20 protein-coding genes are annotated in these 24,685 nt (G+C 59.2%); 7 read left to right on the top strand and 13 right to left on the bottom strand.

All coding sequences use genetic code 11. The annotated features are described in order from the left end of the window. Positions 1-83 precede the first annotated feature (83 nt). Positions 84-1,253 (bottom strand): aromatic ring-hydroxylating oxygenase subunit alpha, encoded by a 1,170-nt coding sequence (locus tag ACCD00_RS24205; protein WP_413427866.1) that lies wholly within the window; start codon positions 1,251-1,253, stop codon positions 84-86. Positions 1,254-1,554: 301 nt separating this feature from the next. On the opposite strand from ACCD00_RS24205, the gene ACCD00_RS24200 reads away from it, so the two are divergent. Further along, positions 1,555-1,905: a hypothetical protein gene (locus ACCD00_RS24200; RefSeq protein WP_413427865.1), complete on the top strand. Its 351-nt coding sequence runs from the start codon at positions 1,555-1,557 to the stop codon at positions 1,903-1,905. Between the two features lie 1,026 nt (positions 1,906-2,931). On the opposite strand, the gene ACCD00_RS24195 is transcribed toward ACCD00_RS24200, so the two are convergent. Further along, positions 2,932-4,113 carry an acetyl-CoA C-acyltransferase family protein gene (locus ACCD00_RS24195; protein ID WP_413427864.1) on the bottom strand — a complete coding sequence of 394 codons (1,182 nt, stop codon included), beginning with the start codon at positions 4,111-4,113 and terminating at the stop codon, positions 2,932-2,934. Further along, positions 4,110-4,892 carry an enoyl-CoA hydratase-related protein gene (locus tag ACCD00_RS24190; RefSeq protein WP_413427863.1) on the bottom strand — a complete coding sequence of 261 codons (783 nt, stop codon included), beginning with the start codon at positions 4,890-4,892 and terminating at the stop codon, positions 4,110-4,112. The genes ACCD00_RS24195 and ACCD00_RS24190 overlap by 4 nt, the downstream gene beginning before the upstream one ends. A 215-nt stretch (positions 4,893-5,107) precedes the next feature. Here ACCD00_RS24190 and ACCD00_RS24185 point away from each other — a divergent pair, with 215 nt between their 5' ends. The 6 genes from ACCD00_RS24185 to ACCD00_RS24160 all read left to right on the top strand — a co-directional run bounded on the left by ACCD00_RS24185 (position 5,108) and on the right by ACCD00_RS24160 (position 14,198). Beyond that, positions 5,108-6,214 carry a polyamine ABC transporter substrate-binding protein gene (locus tag ACCD00_RS24185; protein ID WP_413427862.1) on the top strand — a complete coding sequence of 369 codons (1,107 nt, stop codon included), beginning with the start codon at positions 5,108-5,110 and terminating at the stop codon, positions 6,212-6,214. A 39-nt stretch (positions 6,215-6,253) separates the two neighbouring features. Next, positions 6,254-7,672 carry an aminotransferase gene (locus tag ACCD00_RS24180; RefSeq protein ID WP_413427861.1) on the top strand — a complete coding sequence of 473 codons (1,419 nt, stop codon included), beginning with the start codon at positions 6,254-6,256 and terminating at the stop codon, positions 7,670-7,672. After that, positions 7,669-8,577: a helix-turn-helix domain-containing protein gene (locus ACCD00_RS24175; RefSeq protein WP_413427860.1), complete on the top strand. Its 909-nt coding sequence runs from the start codon at positions 7,669-7,671 to the stop codon at positions 8,575-8,577. Before ACCD00_RS24180 ends, ACCD00_RS24175 begins: the two co-directional genes overlap by 4 nt. A gap of 370 nt (positions 8,578-8,947) precedes the next feature. Then, complete coding sequence (locus tag ACCD00_RS24170) at positions 8,948-11,689, top strand: glycoside hydrolase family 19 protein (protein WP_413427859.1); 2,742 nt, start codon at positions 8,948-8,950, stop codon at positions 11,687-11,689. Between the two features lie 71 nt (positions 11,690-11,760). Beyond that, complete coding sequence (locus tag ACCD00_RS24165) at positions 11,761-12,954, top strand: hypothetical protein (protein ID WP_413427858.1); 1,194 nt, start codon at positions 11,761-11,763, stop codon at positions 12,952-12,954. Between the two features lie 8 nt (positions 12,955-12,962). Then, positions 12,963-14,198 (top strand): hypothetical protein, encoded by a 1,236-nt coding sequence (locus tag ACCD00_RS24160; protein ID WP_413427857.1) that lies wholly within the window; start codon positions 12,963-12,965, stop codon positions 14,196-14,198. A 204-nt stretch (positions 14,199-14,402) separates the two neighbouring features. Here ACCD00_RS24160 and ACCD00_RS24155 read toward each other — a convergent pair whose 3' ends face one another. From ACCD00_RS24155 to paaA, 10 genes are all read right to left on the bottom strand, one after another. After that, positions 14,403-14,717, bottom strand: a complete 315-nt coding sequence (locus ACCD00_RS24155) for a hypothetical protein (RefSeq protein WP_413427856.1) — start codon at positions 14,715-14,717, stop codon at positions 14,403-14,405. Between the two features lie 615 nt (positions 14,718-15,332). After that, positions 15,333-17,402: a phenylacetic acid degradation bifunctional protein PaaZ gene (paaZ, locus tag ACCD00_RS24150; RefSeq protein ID WP_413427855.1), complete on the bottom strand. Its 2,070-nt coding sequence runs from the start codon at positions 17,400-17,402 to the stop codon at positions 15,333-15,335. A 58-nt stretch (positions 17,403-17,460) separates the two neighbouring features. Beyond that, a complete protein-coding gene (locus tag ACCD00_RS24145; protein WP_413427854.1) occupies positions 17,461-18,714 on the bottom strand; it encodes an OprD family porin in 1,254 nt (417 codons plus the stop codon). Between the two features lie 33 nt (positions 18,715-18,747). Then, positions 18,748-20,394: a cation acetate symporter gene (locus tag ACCD00_RS24140; RefSeq protein ID WP_413427853.1), complete on the bottom strand. Its 1,647-nt coding sequence runs from the start codon at positions 20,392-20,394 to the stop codon at positions 18,748-18,750. Further along, positions 20,391-20,699, bottom strand: coding sequence for a DUF485 domain-containing protein (locus tag ACCD00_RS24135; protein ID WP_413427852.1), 309 nt, complete (start codon positions 20,697-20,699; stop codon positions 20,391-20,393). The genes ACCD00_RS24140 and ACCD00_RS24135 overlap by 4 nt, the downstream gene beginning before the upstream one ends. Before the next feature lie 154 nt (positions 20,700-20,853). Next, entirely contained in the window at positions 20,854-21,930 is a 1,077-nt protein-coding gene (gene paaE / locus ACCD00_RS24130; protein WP_413427851.1) for a 1,2-phenylacetyl-CoA epoxidase subunit PaaE, read from the bottom strand. A gap of 34 nt (positions 21,931-21,964) precedes the next feature. Then, positions 21,965-22,498: a 1,2-phenylacetyl-CoA epoxidase subunit PaaD gene (paaD, locus tag ACCD00_RS24125; protein WP_413427850.1), complete on the bottom strand. Its 534-nt coding sequence runs from the start codon at positions 22,496-22,498 to the stop codon at positions 21,965-21,967. Beyond that, the gene (paaC, locus tag ACCD00_RS24120) at positions 22,485-23,246 is read right to left on the bottom strand and encodes a 1,2-phenylacetyl-CoA epoxidase subunit PaaC (RefSeq protein WP_413427849.1); all 762 of its coding nucleotides are present in this window, start codon (positions 23,244-23,246) and stop codon (positions 22,485-22,487) included. Before paaC ends, paaD begins: the two co-directional genes overlap by 14 nt. Before the next feature lie 8 nt (positions 23,247-23,254). Next, positions 23,255-23,536, bottom strand: coding sequence for a 1,2-phenylacetyl-CoA epoxidase subunit PaaB (gene paaB, locus ACCD00_RS24115; RefSeq protein WP_007943393.1), 282 nt, complete (start codon positions 23,534-23,536; stop codon positions 23,255-23,257). Positions 23,537-23,564: 28 nt separating this feature from the next. Then, a complete protein-coding gene (paaA, locus tag ACCD00_RS24110; protein ID WP_413427848.1) occupies positions 23,565-24,554 on the bottom strand; it encodes a 1,2-phenylacetyl-CoA epoxidase subunit PaaA in 990 nt (329 codons plus the stop codon). Positions 24,555-24,685: the final 131 nt, after the last annotated feature.

The following is a 24,685-nucleotide window of genomic DNA, read 5'->3' as shown; positions in this document are numbered from 1 at the left end:
GCGATGCATCAGGCAATGAAACCATCGACTGACACACCGCATTCGCGAGCAAGCCCGCTCCCACAGGGACTGCATTCGTCCGGTCAATTCGCGGTCGATCCATGAATCCCGTTAAACACCAACCGGTGAAAGTGATGCACCAGGTGCTCGCTTTCATTGCTGCGCTGGGCATCGATCATGTAGCGCCCCTGGTCGTAACCGAGCGAGCGCAGGCCTTTCTGCACCGAGATGTTCAGTGCGATGTCCTCCGGCCCCAGATCTTCGTTCATCCACTTCATGCACGATGTACTGACCGCCGCCGTTTCGGCATTGCTTGAGTAGTAACCGAAGCGCAGCAGCGAGCGTTCGGCGTCCAGCGGGATCATGATGAATGAGCCCAGGAACTCCGAAAACGGAAAGGTATAGAAGGTGTTGTTCGGCCACATGCCGATGTTGAAGAAGCATTCGTCCGGGTTCAGGTCCTTGCGCAGGGGCACACCGTAGGCTTCGGTCACCGAGAGGTTGGCCGGGGCGATGTAGGTCCACCAGTTGTCGCGTTTGCTCAACTGATAACCCTTGAAGTCGATCAACTTCGCCAGGTCGATATGGCAGGGCCCGGACAGCTTGAAGTGATAACCCTCGATGGAGTTATCCATGATCACCTTCCAGTTGGCCGGCACGATCACGTCCTGTTCCTCGATCAGGCGCATGTTGGCCAGGTCCGGAAACACCCGGCGCATTTCCTCGTCGGCGCCGGGGAACAAGTCCCGCAAGGACGGCGCGGCCGGGTCGAGGTTGAAATAGATGAAACCGCCCAATTCTTCGGTGCGAATCTGCGGGATGTTGAACTGCTGCAACTCGAAGTTTTTCATCTTCTCGCAACGCGGTGCGCTGCGCAGGCTGCCGTCCATTTCGTAGCACCACGAGTGATAGGCGCAACGCACCACGCCGCCGGTGGTGCCGCGTCGTTCTTCGAGCAGGCGATTGCCGCGATGCTGGCAAACGTTGTGGAAGGCATGGATCTGGCCCTGACGATTCTTCGCCACCACCACGCTCTGGTCGAACAGATCCGTGACCACGTACTGCCCCGGCTCGGCAAACTCGCTGACGTGCCCGGCCACGTGCCAGGCGTGCATGAAAATGTTGTCGCGCTCGGCCTTGAACAGGGTTTCGTCATAGAAGTAACGCGAGGGCAGGGTGAAGGCTTCTTCCGGGTCCTGGTGGTCCCAGCCGTCGATCGAGCTTTGGGTCTTGAGGTTGTGAATGGGTTGCATGGGGGCTCTCCTCGGTGCCTTGCGCCGCACGGTACGGCTTTGTTGTGGGTCCTAATCTAGGGGGCAGAGAGGCGGGTGGATTGATGGAAAGCGACCAGTTGCGGGGGAAAACATCAAGGCACTCCGAGGCTGCAATCTTTTGACCTGGAGCAAGTCATTGTGACCTCGATGTAGTCATACTGACTCTATTTTTTTGTGGTCAGTATGACTCTCGTAAAATTAACTTATTGATATACAACGATTCGTTAAATGGCATGTTTTGTGATTTTGATATGGCATTGACCCGAAGAAGGAATTTGCCATGTCTCACTCCATTCCCCTCGGATTCACGCTCTGCCTGTTGCTTTCCCCCCTGTGCATGGCCGACCAGGTCGTGCGCGAAGTGCCCGATACCACTGCTGGCAAAGGTTACGGTGCGCTGACCGGTTTGATGGTGGGCGCAGTGGGTGGGCCTGTTGGTGCATTGGTCGGTGCCGGTGTCGGGTTTTTTGCCGGTGGTTCGATTCAGCAAACCACTGGTCTCACGGAAACTGCTTATGAAGTGAAGGACGCCCAAGGTGAAATCAGCACTGTACGCTCGCCCAACGACCGCTTCGAACCGGGTCAGCAGGTGGCGCGCAAGGGGCTGCGGTTGGTGCCGCAGGGCAGTTGAGGCTTCACACCACTTTCTCAGGGTTTTCCCGTTTAGGCGGGCAGACGAGCCGCACCTCGTCTGCCCGTTTTTTTATGGGGGCAGCGACTGTGTACATATCCATTATTGTGGTGATGGCCACTATTGGTTCCGCCTTTACGGCGGGTCACTTTGGGGCCCCAAAGTAACCAAAGGGCCTATCCCCTGACGTACGGCCCTTCGCCTGGGCTCAGGGTTCCCTCGCTCCGGTCCTGCTCCGTGGGCCCGCCGCGATCGGCCATCCATGGCCGTACGCGGCTAACCCGGCATCCATGCCGGGTTGCCCACTGCGCAGAACCTGCGCTCGGCCTTCCGACGGGGCAGGGCAGATCAAAAGCAAAAGCCAAAGCGAGGCGGCCTGCGGGCCGACCTGGCTTTCGTGGCTGTACTCAATTTTCTGTAGGAGCGAGCTTGCTCGCGAAAAATGCCCAGACACCGCGGGCATTCAGGCACCCCGCGTCATCGTTGAAGTCCATCGCGAGCAGGCTCGCTCCTACAGTTTGATTGGGGGGCAACTTCAAGAAATTGGTTGGTTATCAGCCCGGTCTGAGCTGAAGCGAACGCGTGCTTTTTGTAGGAGCGAGCCTGCTCGCGAAAAAATGCCCAGACACCCCGCGTTATCGTTGACGTCCATCGCGGGCAAGCCCGCTCCCACAGGTATTGGTGGCACCAGCCAAAGCCAGGTCGGCCCGAAGGCCGCCTGGCTTTTGCTTTTGCTTTGGCTTTTGAGGTATACGCCCCCTCGAGAGGCCGAGTGGAGGTTCTGCGCAGTGGGCAACCCGGCATGGATGCCGGGTTAGCCGCGTACGGCCATGGATGGCCGATCGCGGCGGGCCCACGGAGCAGGACCGGAGCGAGGGAATGCCGAGCCTTGGCGAGGCACCGAACGTCAGGGGCAAAGCCTTTTGGTTACTTTGGGGCTTTTCCAAAGTAACCCGCCGTCAGGGCGGAACCATCAGTGGCCGTTACCGCAGAAATGGATATGCACCCACTCCAAATGTGCAGCTATCAAACCCGCTCAAAAATCGCCGCAATCCCCTGACCACCACCAATGCACATGGTCACCAGCGCATAACGGCCACCAGTGCGGTGCAGTTCGTGGATAGCCTTGGTGGCGATGATGGCACCGGTTGCACCCACCGGGTGACCCAACGCAATCCCCGAACCGTTCGGGTTGACCTTGGCCGGGTCCAGATCCAGCTCCTGGCTGACGGCGCAGGCCTGGGCGGCAAAGGCGATGTTGGCTTCGATCACGTCCAGGTCGGCGATGGTCAGGCCAGCGCGCTTGAGCGCCAGGCGCGTGGCCGGAATCGGGCCCAGGCCCATGAATTCCGGTTCGACGCCGGCGTGGGCATAGCTGACCAGGCGGGCAAGCGGTTTCAGGTTATTGGCCTGAACCGCGTTGCCGGTGGCCATGACCAGTGCGGCGGCACCGTCGTTCAGGCCCGAGGCGTTGCCGGCGGTGACCGAGCCGTCCTTCTTGAACGCCGGCTTCATCGCAGCCAGTTGTTCCAGGGACGTGGCGCGCGGATGCTCGTCGACGCTGAACAGTTTGGTGCCCTTGCGATCCTGGATTTCCACGGTAGCGATCTGCTCGCTGAAGTAGCCGTTGGCAATCGCATGGGCGGCGCGTTTCTGGTCTTCGAGAGCCAGGGCATCCTGCATTTCGCGGGTGATGCCATTGCGCTGGGCGACGTTCTCGGCGGTGATGCCCATGTGGATGCCATGGAACGGGTCATGCAGGATCCCGAGCATGTAGTCGATGACCTGGGCGTTGCCCATGCGCGAACCCCAACGGGCCGAAGGCATCAGGTATGGACCGCGGCTCATGGATTCGGCACCGGCACCCACGACGATGTCGGCATCGCCCAGCATCAGGGTCTGCGCAGCGTTGATGATGGCCTGCAGGCCCGAACCGCACAGGCGGTTGACGTTGTAGGCCGGGGTTTCCTTCGGAATGCCGGCGTTCATCGCCGCAACGCGGGAGATGTAGGCGTCACGGGTTTCGGTCGGGATCACGTTGCCCATCACCAGATGGCCAACGAGCGCCGGGTCCACGGCGGCTCGCTCCAGGGCGGTTTTTACGGCCGTGGTCGCCAGGTCGGCCAGTGGCACGTCCTTGAGCGAACCGCCGAAGGTACCGATGGCGGTACGGGTGGCGCTGACGACGTAGATTTCTGGAGTGTTCATGGCTGGTTTCCTTTCGGTGGATTCTTGTCTGTACTGCGATTGAGCAGGGCGTTCAAGGCGGTTTTCGCCTCGTCGGTGTTCAAGCGCTGGATGAACAGTGTGTTTTCTTCGCGCAGGGTGGCTTCCAGTTCGGCCAGGGAAGCCTGTTTCATCAGTTGCCGCGATTGGCGCAAAGCCTGCTGGGGCATGGCCAAAAAGCGCCGGGCGATTGTTGTCGCCGCCGCCAGGCATTGTTCGCCGTCATCGAAGGCTTCGTTGGCCAGGCCCCAGGCCACCGCTTCGTTGCCGTCCAGGCCGTTGCCCAACAGGAGCAGGCTCGCAGCGCGGGCATGGCCGAGCCGGCGTGGCAATAACAGGCTGGCGCCAAACTCGGGGCACAGGCCGATGTTGACGAACGGCATGCGCAACTTGGCGTTGCGGGTGACCAGCACCTGATCGCAATGCAACAGCAACGTGGTGCCGATGCCGATGGCGGCCCCACAGACTGCCGCGATCAGCGGCTTTTGCAGGCGAGTGACGACTTTCATCAGGCGGAACGCCGGGGCGTCCAGATGCGTCGGCGGATGTTGGAGGAAATCCACCAGGTCATTGCCGCTGGTAAAGCAGGCCGGGCCGCCAGTGAGGATGATTACACCGGTCTGCGCGTCTTCGTCCGCAGCCTGCAACAGGTCGGCCAGTTGCGTGTACATGGCGTTATTCAACGCGTTGAGCTTGTCCGGGCGGTCGATGGTCAGCGTCAACACGCCGTCGCGTTGCTCGTGTTTGATCAGGTCGGTCATCGCAGGCTCCGCAGGGTCGGTTCAGGCTGCCACTTTAAGCGCCGGACAAACCCCGGATCTATGGCAAAACGGGTCAACTGCGCTGCCGCTTTTTGCCATGCCGGTGAGCCAAAAACGACACACACCCATTCGGGGTATGGTTCCGTCCGGCGAATCCACCAATAGTGAGGGCATCCGCTCATCCAGAGCCGAACTCGCTATAAGGTGCATTTGCTATGGGCAAGACGCTGCTTAAGGTGATTTCCAGTCTGTTTATTGTACCGCTGACCTTGAATGCCTACGCCGCTCAAGTGGACGACAGCAATACGCTGCGGCTCTATAACTGGGCGGACTACATCGGTGAGAAAACCATCGCCGATTTCGAAAAGGCCACCGGCATCAAGGTGGTCTACGACACCTTCGACTCCTATGAAACGGTGCAGGCCAAGTTGCTCACCGGCCATTCCGGTTATGACCTGATCGTACTGAACGCGTCGCTTGCGCCGCCGCTGATCAAGGCCAAGGTGTTCCAGGCGCTGGATAAAAAACAGCTGCCGGGCTGGACCAACCTCGACCCCAAAATCCTCGAGGACCTGCAAGGCTATGACCCCGGCACCCAGTACTCGGCGCCGTACACCTGGGGTAGCAACGGCGTGACCTACAACGTTGACAAGATCAAGGAACGCATGCCGGACGCGCCCATCGGTTCGCTGGCGATGATTTTCGATCCAAAGATCGTCTCGAAGTTTGCCGATTGCGGCGTGACCCTGCTCGATGCGCCGACCGAAGTCATCCCCATGGCCTTGACCTACCTGGGTCGCGATCCGCGAAGCGCTGCACCGGCGGATCTGAAAGCCGCCCAGGAACTGCTGCTGTCCGTGCGGCCGTACATCCGCAAATTCGACTCGGTCAATTACCTGACCAGCCTGCCCAATGGCGACGTGTGCATGGCCATGACCTGGTCCGGCGACTACGCCACTGCCATGGCCCGTGCGGCAGAAGCCAAGAAGAAGATCGACCTGGCGTACTTCATCCCCAAGGAGGGCTCGCTGATCTGGTTCGACAACATGTACATCCCGGCCGACGCGACCCACGTCGCCAACGCGCACAAGTTTCTTGAGTACCTGATGCAGCCGCAAGTGATGGCCGACGTCAGTGATTTCATCAACTACGCCAACAGTAACGCCGCAGCCACGCCGTTGCTGAATGCCGACGTGCGCAACAACCCGGCCATCTACCCCGATGCACAGACCCGCGAGCGTCTGTTCCCGCAGAAGACCCAGGACGCCAAGGACATGCGGGCGATTACCCGGGTCTGGAGCACCGTGAAAAGCGGCATCTGATTTGTTCGATCGTTAGTCAATTCGGTTAGAGGTTTATTTATGGCGACTCCAACACGCACCGTACTTTCGCCGGCGGACGAGTCCCGGCTGGTCAAGGCCGACAAAGCCCATCACATGCACGGCTACCACATGTTCGACGAACACGCCGAACAAGGTTCGTTGAACATCGTCGCAGGCGACGGCGCCTACATCTATGACACCCAGGGCAACCGCTTTCTCGATGCGGTGGGCGGCATGTGGTGCACCAACATCGGCCTGGGTCGCGAGGAAATGGCCGAGGCCATCGCCGACCAGGTGCGCCAGCTGGCCTATTCGAACCCGTTTTCCGACATGTCCAACAACGTCGCCATCCAGCTGTGCGAAAAACTCGCCAGCCTGGCCCCCGGCGACCTCGACCATGTGTTCCTGACCACCGGCGGCTCCACCGCCGTGGACACCGCGTACCGCCTGATCCAGTACTACCAGAACTGCCGTGGCAAACCCGAGAAGAAGCACGTCATCGCCCGGTTCAACGCCTATCACGGCTCCACCACCCTGACCATGTCGATCGGCAACAAGGCCGCCGACCGTGTGCCGGAGTTCGATTACGCCAACCCGCTGATCCACCACGTCTCCAACCCGAACCCGTACCGTGCGCCCGACGGCATGGACGAGATGCAGTTCCTCGAGTTCCTGGTCAAGGAATTCGAAGACAAGATCCTGTCGATTGGCGCGGACAAGGTCGCCGGGTTTTTCGCCGAGCCGATCATGGGCTCGGGCGGGGTGATCATTCCACCCCGGGGCTATCTCAAGCGCATGTGGGACGTCTGCCAGCGCTACGACATCCTGTTCGTCGCTGACGAAGTGGTGACCTCGTTCGGGCGCCTGGGCAAGTTCTTTGCCTCTTATGATGTGTTCGACGTGCAGCCCGACATCATCACCACTGCCAAGGGCCTGACCTCAGCCTACCTGCCGCTGGGTGCGTGCATCTTTTCCGAGCGTATCTGGAAAGTCATCGCCGAGCCGGGCAAGGGCCGCTGCTTCACCCACGGCTTCACCTACAGCGGCCACCCGGTGTGCTGCACGGCGGCGCTGAAGAACATCGAAATCATCGAGCGGGAAAACCTGCTGGCCCATGTCGACACGGTGGGGGCCTACCTGGAAGAGCGTCTGGCAACCCTGCGCGACTTGCCATTGGTGGGCGATGTGCGCTGCCAGAAACTCATGGCCTGCGTGGAATTCGTCGCCGATAAACGCACCAAGGCGCTGTTCCCCGATGAGATCAACATCGGCGAGAAAATCCACTCGCGGGCCCAGGCCCGGGGCTTGCTGGTGCGACCGATCATGCACCTCAACGTGATGTCGCCGCCGTTGATCCTGACGTTTGCCCAGGTTGATGAAATCGTCGAGACCCTGCGGGTGTGCATCCTTGAAGTGGCGGCCGAGCTTGAGCAGAGCGGCCAGTATTTCGGCCAATGACTTCATCCGCCAGGCTTTTACCAAGGCCCTGTTCACCCGCTAGACTGCGGGGCATGAGCAAACCAAACGACGATACGCTGATCGCAATGCCCTTCGGGGCATTGCACAAATGGCATGGGGGAATGCGCGAGGCATTCGCCCATATCGATGAGCCTGACGCCCTGCAACACCTGGCGTCAGCGTTGGCGCAACTGGTGTCCGTCGAGTCGATGATGATCAGCCTGGAGCGCAAGGACCGCGCGCCACAGTTGCTGCATCAGCGCGGGATTGCCCAGGAGTATCAGGTCTCGATTCTTGAGCGCTATTTTTCCGGGGGCTATCTGCTTGACCCATTTTGCCTGGCGGTGGAGCAGGGATTGGCGCAAGGGTTCTATCACCTGGAGGAAATCGCGCCGGACAACTTCTTCGACAGTGACTACTACAAGACCTATTACCTGAATGCGGGCTGTTCGGAAGACAGCTACTACATCGTCGATACCGGCAATGACACGAAGATTTCGGTCAGCCTCTATCAAGGTTTCGGCGGTGAATGCCTGAGCGCCGAACAGTTGAATCTGCTGCGCGCCGTCGAACCGCTGGTGCGCGAATTCATCAACGAGTTCAGTCAACGCGGGATGCTGCGCAGTCACGAGATCCAGTGCGATAAAGACCAGGGCCTGCGCGATGACCTCAAGCTCCGGGTGCAGTCGGCTTTCGAGCATTTCGGCAGCGACGTGCTCACCGAGCGCGAGCGGGAAGTGGCGCACATGGTGCTGCGCGGGCATTCGGTGAAATCCACGGCCAGCCAGATGAACATCTCACCGGAAACCGTGCGCATGCACCGCAAGAACCTGTACCTGAAACTGGAGGTGGGGTCGCAGTCGGAGTTGTTTGCGCTGTTTATCGAGTGGTTGCGCAAGCATTGATCACCTGACACACCGATAACCCTGTAGGAGCGAGCTTGCTCGCGAAGAACGTCCAGACGACGCTTTCTGTCAGACCGCCCGCGTTATCGTTGGCCTCCATCGCGAGCAGGCTCGCTCCTACAGGGCTGGTCAGCGTGCCCGCAACCTTCGCCCGACCACACCTAGCACATCACAGCCATCGCGCAACACTCCTGCACCAAGCCAGTAAAAATCCCTACAGAATCATTTTCGGACGCATCCTACCCGCGCCTCAGAAGCATCCTCTTCCAACCTCTGCCAGCCTCCTGAAAGCTCTCGAGCGCTTGAACGAGGGTGGAAATATAAGCCTCCTCGTTTGCCTGCTCATGCCAGACAAGGAGCAATACTCAACATGGTCAGTTTGCTTTCCCGTTTTTTTGGATTTCACCACAACCGCAAGCCCCCTCAATTTGAGCGGCCGAGCCTCCCGATCTCGCCGCTGGCCAAGGCCAGCCTCTTCCCCCCACCCCCGCCTCCGGTGTCCGAGACTGCCACGCTGCAACCGGTGAAAAACTGGTGCCATCCCTTCAAGGCCAAAGGCAATCCGCTGGATCAACTGACCCACCTGGCCAAAGCGGTGGCTGGCTACTATCCACTCGGACGCAACGGCCTGTGGCACGGCGGCGTGCATTTCGACAGCGGTACTGCTAGCACCCTCGATCAATCCAGTGTGCACTGCCTGGCCGACGGTGAAGTGGTGGCCTACCGCATCGACACACAGTCGCCGACCACAGGCTTTTTCGACAAAGAAACGGTAGAAAAACCCTTCTCGCGCAATTTCGTCCTGGTGCGCCATCGCCTGCAGCCACCGAAGATCGATGGCAGCCCGGACATTCCACCGAGCCTGACCTTCTACAGCCTCTACCTGCATTTGCAGGATTGGGGGAAGTATCAGCAGGACTCGACCATCGCCCGCCCGGCATTCTGGCCTGAGCGTGCGACCTTTATTGTCAAGCAGACAGCGAACGACCCTCTCCCCGGGCAGCACGAGCAGCGTGGTCTGAAGGTGTATAACCGGTGGCACGGCCGGGAAATCGATTTTCTGCCGCGAGGCGCCGAAGTGACCATCAGCGGCACCGGGCAATTTCGCCAGTTGGAGAGCAGCCTGGGACCGGCCAAACTGCTAAACCCCGATGGTTCGATCAAAGGTTATCTCTCTATCCAGGTGCTCCAAAACCCGGACCTCAAACAGACCCGCATCAGTTCGTCGAAGAAAACCGTCAATGTCCGGGCCGAACCGGTGATTGCTGCGGATAACATCATTTTCAATTTAGCGGTTGATTCGGAGGTCACGGTCAGTGGCGAGGGCGAGTTTCGCAAGCTTGAACGCATCAACCAGTATGTGAGTTTTGATTCGCTGGACGGCGCCATTGAGCCACTAGCGAAAGATCAGGTCGTGGTGCTGGAGCAGCCCGTGGCGATCAAGGCGGGAGACTTGATCGGCCATCTCGGCCTGTATCAGGACGGTGACGCTCAACAACCGGAAAAGAAGCTGCACCTGGAAACCTTCACTGGCGATGACATCGAGACGTTCATCGACGAATGCCGGGTTTGGGCCCAACGCCTGCCGGAGAAAGACAGAACCTGGCTGAAGCTCGCCAAGGGCACACCCGTGGTGCCGCCTGAAGGAAATACCACCGCTGCGCAATTGCAGATGTCGAGTCCTTCCAGTCCACTCAGTGCTGCCGACTTGCTGGTCCCGAAGAAGTTGCTCAATGATCTGCCGGCAGACCGAAAAATCCAGGTGCCCGCGACCCCGACGCGCAAAGCCCGCACCTGGTATCGCCTGGAAAATTTGCTCCACGACGCCGACAACCGTCTGCTCGATGGCTGGGTGTGTGAAGAGACAGGCGTAACGCCTTGGGTCAGTCCGTGGGCCTGGGAAGGCTATGGCGTCATCATCGACTACAGCAGACCCAAACACTTGTTGGCCTCCTTTCTCAGCGCCGTCGACGGCTTCAGCGACGCGCAACGCGAGCGTTATCGTCCCATCGCCGAAAAAGACGACAAGGGCCCGATGAAAAGCCGCTTGTACGAAATCATCGATCGCAACCGCGACGGCAAGATGACGGCCACCGAACTGCAAGCGGCCCTTGAGCGACCGGCTCATGCGCAGTCGATTTCGCAGATGATCCTGTACAAGGAAAGCGAGTGGTTTCACCAGCCCAAGATCTGGGACGCACTGGATGATTTGCTCGGTCATAGCGGCTCGACGCCGCATCTGCACTGGCTGGCGGAGAAGCAGCGGATTGCGCAGATAGGATGGTGGAGGGACGTCGCGGAGAAAGTGGGGTTGCCTTCGTGGGGGAGTGCGTATCACTTTCATCCGATTGGGTTGCTGGGGTTTTTTGGCGGTAACCGATTTAAGTTTTCCCTTGAAGTCATGAGGAGTATTTATCCGAATCTCCGTGAAAGTCGGTACGGTGACTTGCAAAAAATCGCGGATGAGTTAAATGAAAATATCGATTTTTTCAAGTTGGATACTCCTTTGCGAAGAGCTCACTTTTTTGCGCAGATAAAGCAAGAAACAGGGGAGGAACTATCGGTAGATGAAAACTTTGCCTATGAGGCCGGTGCGTTAATTCAATTGTTCAGTTACTTCCGGAAAAACCCTGAAGAAGCAAGGCGATATGGGTACAAAGTTAAAGTGGGAAAAATCAAAGAAAACGGCGTGCCTATGTCCAGAGCAGATTTTGAGGCCATTGCCAATGGCGCTTATGGGGGGCGCGACGAGCTTGGCAATCGAGGGGTTTCAAGCGGTGATGGATGGAGGTATAGAGGGCGAGGTTTGAAACAGTTGACAGGATTAGATAATTACAAATCGTTTCAGCGTTGGCACTCAAAGCATTCAGCGCAGTGGTCTGATGATCAAGTTGATTTTGTTGCAAATCCAGACTTGCTGCTGGACATGAAATATGCAGTCCGATCAGCTGTAAGCTTCTGGATGAATAATGAGTTATATAAAATAGCCGATAAGGGTAGTTGTTCTGAGGTTGTGGATTTAATAACCGATGTTGTAAACAAACATACCAAAAGCCACGCTGATAGAAGAGCCAATTTTAGCGATCTTTGGATTAAAGGGAGTTTAAATTGAAAATAATATTAATATTTTGCTTGGTTGTAGTGTCTTTCGTTCAGCTAAAAGTTTGGGCGAAGGATCCGTACGTGGATATAAATACAACAATGTGCGAAGACGGCGAGGATATTTATATCAGTTGCGCCTTTAATACTAGCTCGGACGAATACGACTACGATGGAAAGGTGGCTTCAATTTGTGCGAATTCGAATACATCTCCTGAAAGTGGTTATGTACAGTATCGCTATGGGAAACCGTCCTACGGCATTGGTCTGGCAAAGGTGGAAATGCAATACCCAGAGAAAAAAATACCGCCAAAAGGAATGTTCACAATTTATACCTCTATCAATCCTGAAACCATCGGTAGTGCTCTTCGGTTTGTTAGTGGGGAATACATTTATTCATTTGAGCGTTTTACCATGTCTGGTTACAAGGTCGTTGCCAGAAAGCAAGGTGAGAAGGTTTTCAATAAGGATTGTAAACTTCCTGGAAAAAATTACTTAACTGATGATGCATATCAAGGTCTACAGGTGGTAGAGCTTGGACAAGCAAAAATACCCGGTGCGAATAAGTGCATCGGTATTGGTCTTCGGGAGGCTTATAGCTCTATCGATGTAGATAGGGTGAATGCATGTATTGTCTACACAAAATCAGATGCGCAAACCGAAGGGCAACTATCGCGTGATCCTGATGGAATATCCCTCTATTCAGTTATTTCATCTGGCACCCCAAAACTTGTTCATGAATTTCCATACGCAGGTACAGAAGGGAAAATCACCGACGCATTCTTTCTCCCCGTTGACGGAGTGCTCGAAGAAATGCTGTTTGTTATTCATCGTATGGAAGTGCCAAAATCGTGGGATTCGATAAGTGATATCTACAGCGTCAGTGTTATTAGGCGAGAGGGGAATACTCTACTTCTCGACAAAAAACGTACTCGTTTTTTTGATTTAGGTGGGGATACTGTCGATGAGCAAGGGCACTCGACGTATGTATATCCTTACAAAGATAAAAAGAGTGTTGAAGAAGCGGTTAGCTCGCCATTGTTTAGCACCATCACTGCTGACAAAAAAATCACAGGCACCGTTTTGGAGAAAACATTTCTTTATGAGGGGGCTTCGGAGCCGCTTCCGCAGTATTCAAGCAAGATGTATCTAATCAAAGGGGACAGAGTTTTAGTGGAGGATTCGACGGCCGGATGGTGCAAGGTCTCATACCAAGCAAAAGTAAAGATGATTACGAGATGGGGGCAGTGCAAATCGATTGATTTTTCGGCGAGCTAGGTGAAAGCATGCCAATCAGACTGGATAAAATTCCCCCACCCGCACTCCGCCCTAAACCACCTCGCTTTTTACTTTGGCTCGGCCTGTTGTTGCTGAGCTGTTTGCTGGGCGCAGGAGCGACGCTGTTGTTCGGTGACGAAACCTTACCCCAGCGGCCTTCGGATTTCTGGCGCTTGGCTTTGGGCATTCCAATCCTGGGCTGGTGCGTGCTGGGATTCGGGCGAGTGCTGTTGCACGCGGGCGAACATGGTGCCGCCGATGGTTGGGATGAAGCTCGTGAAGAAGACCTGATCCGCAAGATTCGTCAGGGGCGTCGATCGCAGCAGGTGTTGGGCGTGAGCTTGCAGACCGCGCTTCGAGCACCTGAGGATGAACTGGCAATACAGCTGGAGGCTCTGTTGAGTGGGACGACGGTGCTGAAGTCACAAGCGTCCAGGATCGATGGAGCGACGCTTCGCCATAGTTGTTTCTCATGCGATGCAGATGAAAACCCGGAAGCGGTATTGCTGAGTATTTTGGCGCAGACGCTCGCCGACCTTGCACCCACTTTGGTGCAGTTGCCTGCTGATCAACCACTGGCCCTGTTGCTGGATGTCGATACCGGTTTGCCGGAGAAGCAATGGCGCCGAGTTTGGCTACAGGCATGGCGCGAATCCGGCATTCGCCAGCCCATAAATTCCGTCGATGGCAGCGGGCTGGCGGCACTGGACTATTGGCTCGATCAGCGTGTTGGTGATCGAGCGATGCTGCTGGTGGTGGCCGTGCAGTTTGCGCCGCAGCAGCCTGAAGGTGCGGCGGAAGCCGCCGTCGGGTTGTTGTTTGGCAACCGTCTGACGCAAACCACATTACCGCCAATGGCCTTTCTTCACCGCCCGGAGCAGGAGCGCAAGCCCACCGCCGATGACCTGCTTTACGCTACGCGCCAGGCTCTTGATTGGGTGCCGCTTGAATCGACATCAATCGAGCGGGTTTGGCGAGTGGGTATCGACGCGCGACGGGCTGCCGCCATTGCAGGCGTGTTGTCTGAAGTCGCCATGTCAGTCAACAGGCCGGGATTGTGCAACCTCGATGCAATGCTGGGTCATCCAGGCTGCGCTTCGCCTTGGCTAGCCGTCGCTGCCGGGGCGCAGGCGATTCAGCGCGGTGCGGGGCCGCAATTCATCTTCAGTGGCGGCGCGGCTGCGGCGGGTCTGTGGGGCACGGTGTTGATGCCTGCATCACCACTTTTGAACCAGAAGCCTTGAACGTAGTTCTGACGAGTGAGTTCTACCGCCAGCCGGATGAGCATCTCGCCGGAAACCGTGCGCAAGCACTGAGAGTTTCAGCCGAACACAGATCAAATGTAGGAGCGAGCCTGCTCGCGAAGAACGTCCAGACGGCGCGTTCAGTCAGACCACCCGCGTTATCGTTGGCCTCCATCGCGAGCAGGCTCGCTCCTACAGGGCTGGTCAGCGTGCCCGCAACCTTCGCCCGACCACATCCAGCACATCACAGCCATCGCGCAACGGGATGGCGCAGAGCAATGAAAAGTCGCTGAGGATGAAGGATTCGCACTCGATCGAGCCGCGCATGGACAGGTTTTCCAGTACTTGGGTGACGGCTCGGATTCGGTAGTTGGCGGCGTCCATCAGGACGTCGAGCGGTGCATGGGTGTCGACGAAGAGGGTGGGCATTTCACTGCAATTGCTGGTGAGTGCCATGAAGCGGTTGTCGGGGTGTGGAGTTGGGTTTTCGTAGGGTGGATCGGGGTGAATGGTTTTCATGGTTTCGAGCTCTCATAAAGAAAATGGAGCTGCCAAAAGCCTTTCCTACGGGCCGGGGTGGCAGCCATGTACGGGGTAGGAAATCGAGATCTGAGAGCACCTCTCGACCACGCCGAAGCGTGCCCGTACATGGCCGCCGCAGCTGATCTTACGGGCGCATTTTAACGGCCGCAAACCAGGCAATGACGCCAGAGCGCTTTCAGATTCTGGAGGTTCCTACACCCCACCACTGAATTTCAGTGATCCCCGAAAGACTATCGATTGAGCACCTTTCAAACCAGTTCACGCAAATCGCCACAATTCGAGGGAAATCTCCGAAGACCTTGCCCGGAAATGTCCTGGGACCTGTGGAACTTGTATCCGCAAAACGGGGGGAGTGAGTTGTGGGTGAGGTACAACGGGCATAACCGAAGCCTAGGAAAAACAGAAATGTCCTACGCCAATTGACGCCTGAATCGCCTCTACCCCTGTAGGAGCGAGCCTGCTCGCGAAGAACGTCCAGACAGCGCGTTCAGTCAGACTGCCCGCGTTATCGTTGACCTCCATCGCGAGCAGGCTCGCTCCTACAGGGGTTGCTGGTTGACCACAAGATTTGTGGCCAACCATGAAGCCTGATCAATCCTCGCGTTTGACCACCAGGGTCAAAATGTCATAGCTCGCCACCAGTTCACCCAACTGGTTGGTGACTTCCACATCCCACGCCACCACTCCTTGCGGGATGCCTTGCGGACTCTTCTTGCCCTGGTCGATCTTGCGCTTGCAGGTCAGGCGGGCCTGGATGGTGTCGCCGATGCCTACCGGGTTGATGAAGCGCAGGGTGTCGAGACCATAGTTGGCCAGTACCGGGCCGGGTGCCGGCGACACAAACAGGCCGGCCGCTGCCGACAGCACGAAGTAACCGTGGGCGATGCGCTTGCCGAACTGCGATTCCTTGGCCGCGATGTCGTCGAAGTGCATGTAGAAGTGGTCGCCCGAGAGGCAACCGAAGTTCACCAGATCCGCTTCGGTGACGGTGCGACGGTGGGTCAGCAACGACTCGCCGATCTGCAGGTCCTGGAAGTAGCGACGGAACGGATGCACGTCGGTTTCGATGACCTTGGCGCCGCGCACGTACTCGCCGGTGACCGCTGCCAGCATGGTTGGCGAACCTTGCACCGCCGCGCGTTGCAGGTAGTGTTTCACCGCACGCAAGCCGCCGAGTTCTTCACCGCCGCCGGCACGACCCGGACCGCCGTGCTTGAGTTGTGGCAGCGGCGAGCCGTGGCCAGTGGATTCGCCGGCGCAGTTGCGATCCAGCACCAACAGACGACCGTGCAATGCAGCTGCGACCGGAACGGCTTTGGCAGCAATTTGCGGATCCTTGGTCACCAGGCTGGCGACAAGACTGCCTTTGCCGCGTGCGGCCAGCGCCAATGCTTCGTCGAGATCGTCGTAGGCCATCAGGGTGCTGACCGGGCCGAACGCTTCGATGTCGTGAGCGCCACCTTCAGCGTGCGGATCGCGGGCCTGCAACAGGGTCGGGGCGAAGAATGCGCCCTTGTCGACGTTCACGCCACGCGGTTCGAAACCATCGCGAGCACCGAACAGCAGGTCGCTGCTCTGCAACAGGCTTTCCAGGCGCTCGGCCACGTCTTTCTGCTGATCGTGGGAGGCCAATGCACCCATGCGCACGCCTTCCACCGACGGATCGCCCACCACCACTTTGGCCAGGCGATCACGCAGGCGCGTAGCGACTGCATCGATGTGCTTGGCCGGGACGATGGCGCGGCGGATGGCGGTGCATTTCTGCCCGGCCTTGGTGGTCATTTCCCGGGCGACTTCCTTGATGAACAGCTCGAACTCTTCGTCATCCGGAGTGACATCCGGAGCGAGGATCGCGCAGTTCAGCGAGTCGGCTTCGGCGGTGAACGGCACCGAGTTGCGGATCAGGTTCGGGTTGACCCGCAGCTTGGCCGCGGTGTCGGCGGAACCGGTGAAGGTCACCACGTCCTGGCCTTGCAGGCGGTCAAGCAGGTCGCCGGTACCACCGATGATCAGTTGCAGGCTGCCCGCTGGCAACAGGCCGGATTCGTCCATCAGGCGCACCACGGCTTCGGTCAGGTAGCTGGTGGCGCTGGCTGGCTTGACGATGCACGGCATGCCGGCAAGGAAGCTCGGGGCGAATTTTTCCAGCATGCCCCAGATCGGGAAGTTGAAGGCGTTGATGTGCACCGCGACGCCACCGCGAGGCACCAGGATGTGGGTGCCGGCGAAGGTGCCCATTTTGCTCAACTGCAGCGCCGGGCCTTCGTGGACGACGTTGCCCGACGGCAGCTCGCGCGAGCCGAGGCTGGCGTAGGTGAACAGCGTGCTGTTGCCGCCTTCGATATCGATCCAGCTGTCGGCGCGGGTCGCGCCGCTGTGGTGGGAGATCGCGTAGAGCTGTTCCTTGCGCTCGCTCAGGTACAGGGCCAGGGCCTTGAGACGCTGGGCGCGTTGCTGGAAGTCCAGCGCCATCAGGCCGCTGACGCCTTGGCGGCGACCGTGTTCGATGGCTTCGGCGAAGTCCGGGCGTTCTTCGTGGGTACGGGCGATTTCATGGCCGTCGATGGCGCTGCGCAGGATCTGCGCGCCTTGTTGGCCGATCCAGCGGCCGGCGATAAAGCTTTGCAGGGTGGGGGCACGCAGTGCAGGTGAAGAGGACATCACGATTGCTCCTGATTATGAAGGGTTGTGGCGCGACCGTGACCGCGCCCTTTCGGAATTACCAAAGCGCCACGGTGTAACCGACGATCAGCCGGTTCTCATCGAGGGCGGTAGTCAAGCCATTGCCGGAACGGAAGGTCACGTTGCGCCAGCGCAGGCTGACGTTCTTGAACACACCGCTCTGGATGACGTAGCTGATATCGGTGTCGCGCTCCCATTCGCGCCCGTTGTCGACGGTGCCCGCCTTGACGTGGCGGCCGTCGGTGTAGCGGGTCATGAAGGTCAGGCCGGGAATGCCTTGTGCGACGAAGTCGTAGTCGTAACGCAGCTGCCAGGAATCCTCGTCGGCGCGGGTAAAGGTGTTGAAAGTCACCAGGTTGACCACGTACGGATCACCGCCGTTGAGGAACGGAAAGGCGCTGTCGCCGGACAATTGCTGGTAGGCGGCACTGACCTTGTGGGCACCGTGGGACACCGTGAACATGCCGTTGAAGTTACGGTTTTCGATGCGCCCGGCCCGCTCGGCGCCGTCGCCGCGGCTGTCGAAATAACGCAGGTCGCTGCGCAGGTTGAAGCCGTTGCCCAGCGGTTGCGTATGCACCAGTCCGGCGAATTGCTGGCGATAGATCTGGTCGAGCTTGCCGTAGTAGTAGCTCAGGTTCAGTTGTGGGCTGAAGGCGTAGCTGCCGCCGCCGAAGTCGAAGTGATCGCTGCTGGCGGCGCCGAAGCCGATGTCATCGTTGCTGGACGAGTCCCGCAGGTTGGCCTTGGTCAGGCGTCCGGCATTCACCGTCAGGCCGTCGATTTCCTGGCTGGTCAGCAAGCCACCTTTAAAGGTCGAACCCAACAGGCGTGTGTCGTTGTAGGTCGCCACTGGCAACAAGGGCTGCAGGGTGCCGAGTTTCAACACGCTTTTGGATACCCGCAATTTTCCGGTCAGGCCCAGCTCGCTGTACTCGTCGTCCGGCTCATGGCTCTGCGGGCCAAACGGCAGCAGCCCGGTGCCACGACGGTCGGGACTGGAGTCGAGCTTGATCCCCAGTTCGCCCAGTGCGTCGAGACCGAAACCGAAGGTGCCGTCGGTGAACCCGGACTCGATGCGCGCAGTGAATCCCTGGGCCCATTCTTCGGCCTTGGATTGCGGCGCGTTGTCCTGACGGAAGTCGCGGTTGATGTAGTGGTTGCGCATATCAATGCGGGCCTTGCTGTCGTCGATGAAGTCGGCCATGGCGCAAGGGGCGATCATGGGCAGACTCAATGCGGCGGCCAGTGAAAACAGAGATTCACAAGGTGCAGTACGTGCGGGTTTCATTATTTTTATTCCCTGCCAACTGATCGGTCGTTATTAGTGTTTGCTGGCGCCAGAGGCACCGATGCCGGTCATCGAACGGATGAACTGCGCCAGATAACGGCCGCGCTCATGGGCTGCACGGGGCGAGGTATCGGTGACGGAAAACAGCCATGCACTGAAGAACGCCAGGCTCATGGAAAACAGCGCCGGGTTGGAGTACGGGAACAGTGCCTTGTCGTGATGCATCACGTTGACCCACACCGCCGGGCTCAGCACCAGCAACACAATCGCCGAGACCAGTCCGGACAGACTGCCGAGGACAGCGCCACGGGTGGTCAGGCCTTTCCAGTACATCGAGAGGAACAGCACCGGGAAATTCACCGACGCGGCGATGGCCAGCACCAGGCCCGAGAGGAAGGCGATGTTCTGCGATTCGAACAGCAGGCCGAGGATGATCGCCAGCACACCGATGCACAGCGTGGCGATCCGCGACACGCGCATCTCCTGCTGCTCGCTGGCCTGACCCTTGCGCATCACGCAGGCATACAGGTCGTGGGACACCGCCGAGGCGCCGGACAGCGCCAGCCCGGCGACCACCGCCAGAATGGTGGCGAAGGCCACCGCCGAGATGAAACCGAGGAACAGGTTGCCACCGACGGCCTGGGCCAGGTGTACCGCGACCATATTGCCGCCGCCAATGATCGCGCCAGTGGCATCGCGGTACGACGGATCAGTGCCGACCATGACGATCGCGCCGAAGCCGACGATGATCAGCAGCAAGTAAAAGTAACCAATGAAACCGGTGGCGTAGAACACGCTTTTACGCGCTTCCTTGGCGTCGCTGACGGTGAAGAAACGCATCAGGATGTGTGGCAGGCCGGCAGTGCCGAACATCATGCCCAGCCCCAGGGATATCGCGTCGATCGGGTTGGACAGCAAGCCGCCGGGCGCCATGATCGCGCTGCCCTTGGCATGTACAGCGGTCGCACCGGCAAACATCGCCTCAGTGCTGAAGCCAAAGTGCTTGAGCACCATGAACGCCATGAAACTGGTGCCGAACAGCAGCATCACCGCTTTGATGATCTGCACCCAGGTGGTGGCGAGCATGCCGCCGAAGGTCACGTAGAACACCATCAGCACGCCGACCAGCATCACCGCGTAGAGGTAGTCGATGCCGAACAGCAATTCGATCAGCTTGCCGGCGCCGACCATCTGCGCCACCAGGTACATCAGGGCCACGGTCAGGGTGCCGAAGGCCGAGGTCAGGCGCACCGGGGTCTGTTCCAGGCGATAGGAAACCACGTCGGCGAAGGTGTACTTGCCGAGGTTGCGCAGGCGTTCGGCGATCAGGAACAGGATGATCGGCCAGCCGGCCAATACGCCCAGGGCGTAGAGCAAACCGTCGTAGCCGTTGAGGAACATCATCGCGGAAATGCCGAGGAAGGACGCCGCCGAGATCATGTCGCCGGCAATCGCCAGGCCGTTCTGGAAGCCGGTCATGCCGCCGCCGGCGGTGTAGAAATCACTGGCCGAGCGGGTGCGCAGGGCGGCCCAGCGGGTCACGCCGAGGGTGAACAGCACGAACACCAGGAACATGCCGATGGCGTTCCAGTTCAGTGGGCGGGTTGCGCCGTCGGCGGCCATCGCAAAATCAGTGACAGCCGCCAGCGGCAGCAGGAACAACGCGAGAAGGCGGCTCATCGGGCGCACTCCTGCTTGAGTTTTTCATTCAGCGGGTCGATCACGTTGTTGGCCCGATAGACATAGAAACCGGTCAGCGCAAAGGCCAGCCCGACGATGACGACACCCACCAGCATGCCCACGGTGGTCACGCCGCCGCTCAGGGATTGGCCGAGGGTAGAAGGGGAGAAAGCCACCAGCAGTACGAAGCCGAAGTAGATCACCAGCATGATCAGCGACAACGACCAGTAGAGTTTCTGCTTGCGTCGTACCAACTGGATGAAGTCGGGGTGCTGGTGGATGAGTTCTATGTCTTGCGGGCTCATGGTGACTCTCCTTTGTTGTTTTTGTTGTTGTCCCTGTAGGAGCGAGCCTGCTCGCGATGGTCGTCAAAGATGACGCGGGGTGCCTGATACCCCGCGGCGATCTCTGGTTCATCGCGAGCATGCTCGCTCCTACAAGGGGGGTGGTGCAGGTGTTTCAGAGCTGATCGAAATCCAGCACCACCTTGTCGCTGATCGGGAAGGCCTGGCACGACAGCACATAGCCGGCGGCCACTTCGTAGTCTTCCAGGGCGTGGTTGCTGTCCATTTCCACTTCGCCTTCGATGACCTTGCATTTGCAGGTCGAGCACACGCCGGCCTTGCACGAGTAGGGCAGCTCCGCGCCTTGTTCGTTACCCGCATCGAGGATGCTCTGGCTGTTGCGTGGCAGGTCGAAGGCGAGGGCGCGGCCGTCGCTGATCACGGTGATCTGGCTGGCCGCCGCATCGACCTGGCGGGCGGCTTCGCGGGCGGCACGCTTTTGCTCGCTACCGGCGGCGGCGAACAGTTCGAAATGGATGCGCTCGGGTTGCATGCCCTTGGCCTTGAGGCTGTCGCGCACGGTCTCGGTCATTTCCTGAGGGCCGCAGATGAAGGCGGCGTCGAGGGCCTTGACGTTTAACCAGCGGCTGAACAGCTGCTCGCATTTCTCGGCGTTGATCCGACCGTTGTACAGGTCGACGTCCTGCTGTTCGCGGCTGAACACGAAGATCAGGTTCAGGCGCTGCAGGTAGCGGTTCTTCAAATCTTCAAGCTGTTCGCGGAACAGCGCGCCGGAGCTGGAGCGGTTACCGTACAGCAGGGTCACGCGGCTGTTGGGTTCGGTTTCCAGGGTGGTCTTGATGATCGACAGGATCGGCGTGATGCCGCTGCCTGCCGCCACCGCCAGGTAGTTGCCATGGCGCGCCGGGTCGAGTTCGACGCTGAAGTGCCCGGCGGGCGGCATGACTTCCAGGTTGTGCCCGGCCTTCAGCTGTTCGTTGGCAAACGCGGAGAAACGACCGCCGGCCACGCGCTTGATCGCTACGCGCAGTTCACCGTCGTTGACCCCGGTGCAGATCGAGTACGAGCGGCGTACTTCTTCGCCGTCCAGTTGCGTGCGCATCACCAGGTGCTGGCCCTGGGTGAAGTGGAAGCTGTCTTGCAAGTCCTGCGGAATCTCGAAGGCGATGGACACCGCGTCACGGGTCTCGGCGCGCACGTCCTTGATGGTCAGGCTGTGAAATTTGCTCATTGTTGTTCTCCAGCTGGGACGGCCGATTCGCCGCTCAGATGCACTTGAAATAGTCGAACGGTTCCCGGCAATCGACGCAGCGGTACAGGGCCTTGCACGCGGTGGAGCCGAACTCGCTGAGTACCTCGGTGTGGGCGCTGCCGCATTGCGGACAGGCGATCACCGGACTCTCACCGAGCAGGCTGCGTTTGCTGGTGCTGCCATCGGGTGGCGCGATGCCATAGGCGCGCAGGCGTTCGCGACCGCTGTCGCTGATCCAGTCGGTGGTCCAGGCCGGGGTCAGGCGGCGCTCCAGGTTCGGCGCGCGAAAACCGGCCTGCTCCAGTGCGTCGCGAATATCGCCCTCGATCACTTCGGTGGCCGGGCAGCCGGAGTAGGTCGGCGTGACCACCACGTGCAAGTGACCGGCCTGCCAATCCAGGTCACGCACGATCCCCAGGTCCACCACGCTGACCACCGGCACTTCCGGGTCCATGACCTCTGCCAAAATCGCCCATGCGGCAGCCAGGTCGGTCGGTTGTGCCGGCCGGGCGCCGAGGTCGCTGGCGATCAGCTCACCAGGTTGCATCGGGGTACGCTCGTGGCAGGAACTGCATCTCGGCCAGCAAAATCCCTAAGTGTTCGGTGTGCAGGCCTTTGCGTGCATTCAGGTAGAAATAGTTTGGCGCCGCAGGAACGGGCAGGGTGGCGCTGGCGAAAATCGCTTCGACCTTGGCTTGCCATGCGCTGGCGACAGTGGCGATATCCGGGGTGATGCCGGCTTCACACAGGCGCTGCTCGCTGTCATCGGCGGCGATCAGTTCGACGGTGAAACGCCAGACTTCCGGGATGGCCGCGAGCATGCGCTTGTGGCTTTCCTCAGTACCGTCGCCCAGACGCTCGACCCATTCGCTGGAGCGGCGCAGGTGATAGGTGACTTCCTTCACGGCCTTGGCGGCGATGCCGGCGATGCGTTCATCGCTGGATTGGCTCAGGCCCTTGAGTACTTCCAGGTGCCAGGCGTCATACAGGAACTGCTTGAGCATGGTCACCGCGAAGTCGCCGTTGGGTTGTTCCACCAGCAGCAGGTTGCGGTAGGCGCGCTCGTCGCGGCGGAACGCCAGGTGATCGGCGTCGCGGCCGTCGTCCAGCAGTTCGGCGGCGTACTCCAGCCAGTTGCGCGCCTGGCCCACCAGGTCGAGGCCGACGTTCATCAGCGCCAGTTCTTCTTCCAGTGCCGGGGCCTTGCCGCACCACTGGCACAGGCGCTGGCCCTGGATCAGGGCGCTGTCACCGAGGCGCAGCAGGTATTCGATCAGATCAGTCTTGTTGTCCATGGTCGACCTCACATGTGCCCGACTTCGGCCGGCAGCTCGTAGAAGCTGGCGTGGCGGTAAACCTTGTCGTCCGACGGATCGAACAGCGGGTCTTTCTCATCCGGCGACGAAGCGGTGATCAATGCCGAAGGCACCACCCACAGGCTCACGCCTTCGCTGCGACGGGTATAGAGCTCGCGCGCGTTCTCGATGGCCATGGTGGTGTCGGCGGCATGCACGCTGCCGACGTGCTTGTGGTTCAGGCCGTGCTTGCTGCGCACGAAGACTTCGAAGAGGGTCCACTCGGACATTTCAGTTACTCCACATCAGGTGGCCGGATCAGGCGGCGTTCTTGTTTTGTTTTTTGCGGGCGTGGGCGACGGCGGCTTCACGAACCCAGGCACCGTCTTCAATCGCCTTGCGGCGAGTGGCGACGCGTTCCTGGTTGCACGGGCCGTTGCCCTTGAGCACTTCGTAGAATTCGTTCCACTGGATTTCGCCGAAGTCGTAGTGGCCGCGTTCGGCGTTCCACTTCAGGTCCGGGTCGGGGCAGGTGCAGCCCAGCAGTTCCAGCTGCGGGATGGTCTGGTCGATGAAGCGCTGGCGCAGTTCGTCGTTGCTCTGGCGCTTGATTTTCCAGGCCATGGACTGTGCGCTGTTCGGCGAGTGTTCGTCGCTCGGGCCGAACATCATCAGCGACGGCCACCACAGGCGGTTGATCGCGTCCTGGACCATGTCTTTTTGCGCCTGATTGCCGTGGCGCATCATGGTCAGGAGGATTTCGTAGCCTTGGCGCTGGTGGAAGCTCTCTTCCTTGCAGATGCGGATCATCGCCCGTGAATACGGGCCGTAGGAGGTGCGCTGCAGCACCACCTGGTTGACGATCGCCGCGCCGTCCACCAGCCAGCCCACCGCACCCATGTCGGCCCAGTTCAGCGTCGGGTAATTGAAGATGCTCGAGTACTTGGCCTTGCCGCTGTGCAGCTTGGCGATCTCTTCATCGCGGTCGGCGCCCAGGGTTTCCATGGCGCTGTACAGGTACAGGCCGTGGCCGGCTTCGTCCTGGATCTTGGCCATCAGTTGCAGTTTGCGTTTGAGGCTTGGCGCGCGGGTGACCCAGTTGCCTTCGGGCAGCATGCCGACGATTTCGGAGTGGGCGTGCTGGGAAATCTGCCGGATCAGGGTCTGGCGGTAGGCATCTGGCATCCAGTTCTTGGCTTCGATCTTGATTTCTGAATCGATTTTTTCCTGGAAGGCGCGTTCCTCTTCGGACATTTCCGAGAGGTCTTTTATGCGCTTTACGCCTGTTTCTACTAGCTGTGCGTACATTTTTTGTCTCCCGCCTTGAATCTGTTCTGAGGCATGGAGAACTTTATAAGCGATACAGAAATTAATATCAAACACAAAATGACGTGTCGTATTTGTTTTTTGTATCGCTTTGAGGTGGGTGGGGTTTGGGG

It is taken from the genome of Pseudomonas sp. Pseusp3 (genome assembly GCF_047304225.1).
GTDB classification, from domain to species: Bacteria; Pseudomonadota; Gammaproteobacteria; order Pseudomonadales; family Pseudomonadaceae; genus Aquipseudomonas; species Aquipseudomonas fluorescens_CD.
The sequence above is the reverse complement of the archived record's forward strand: the minus strand, read 5'-3'. Positions and strand labels throughout refer to the sequence as shown.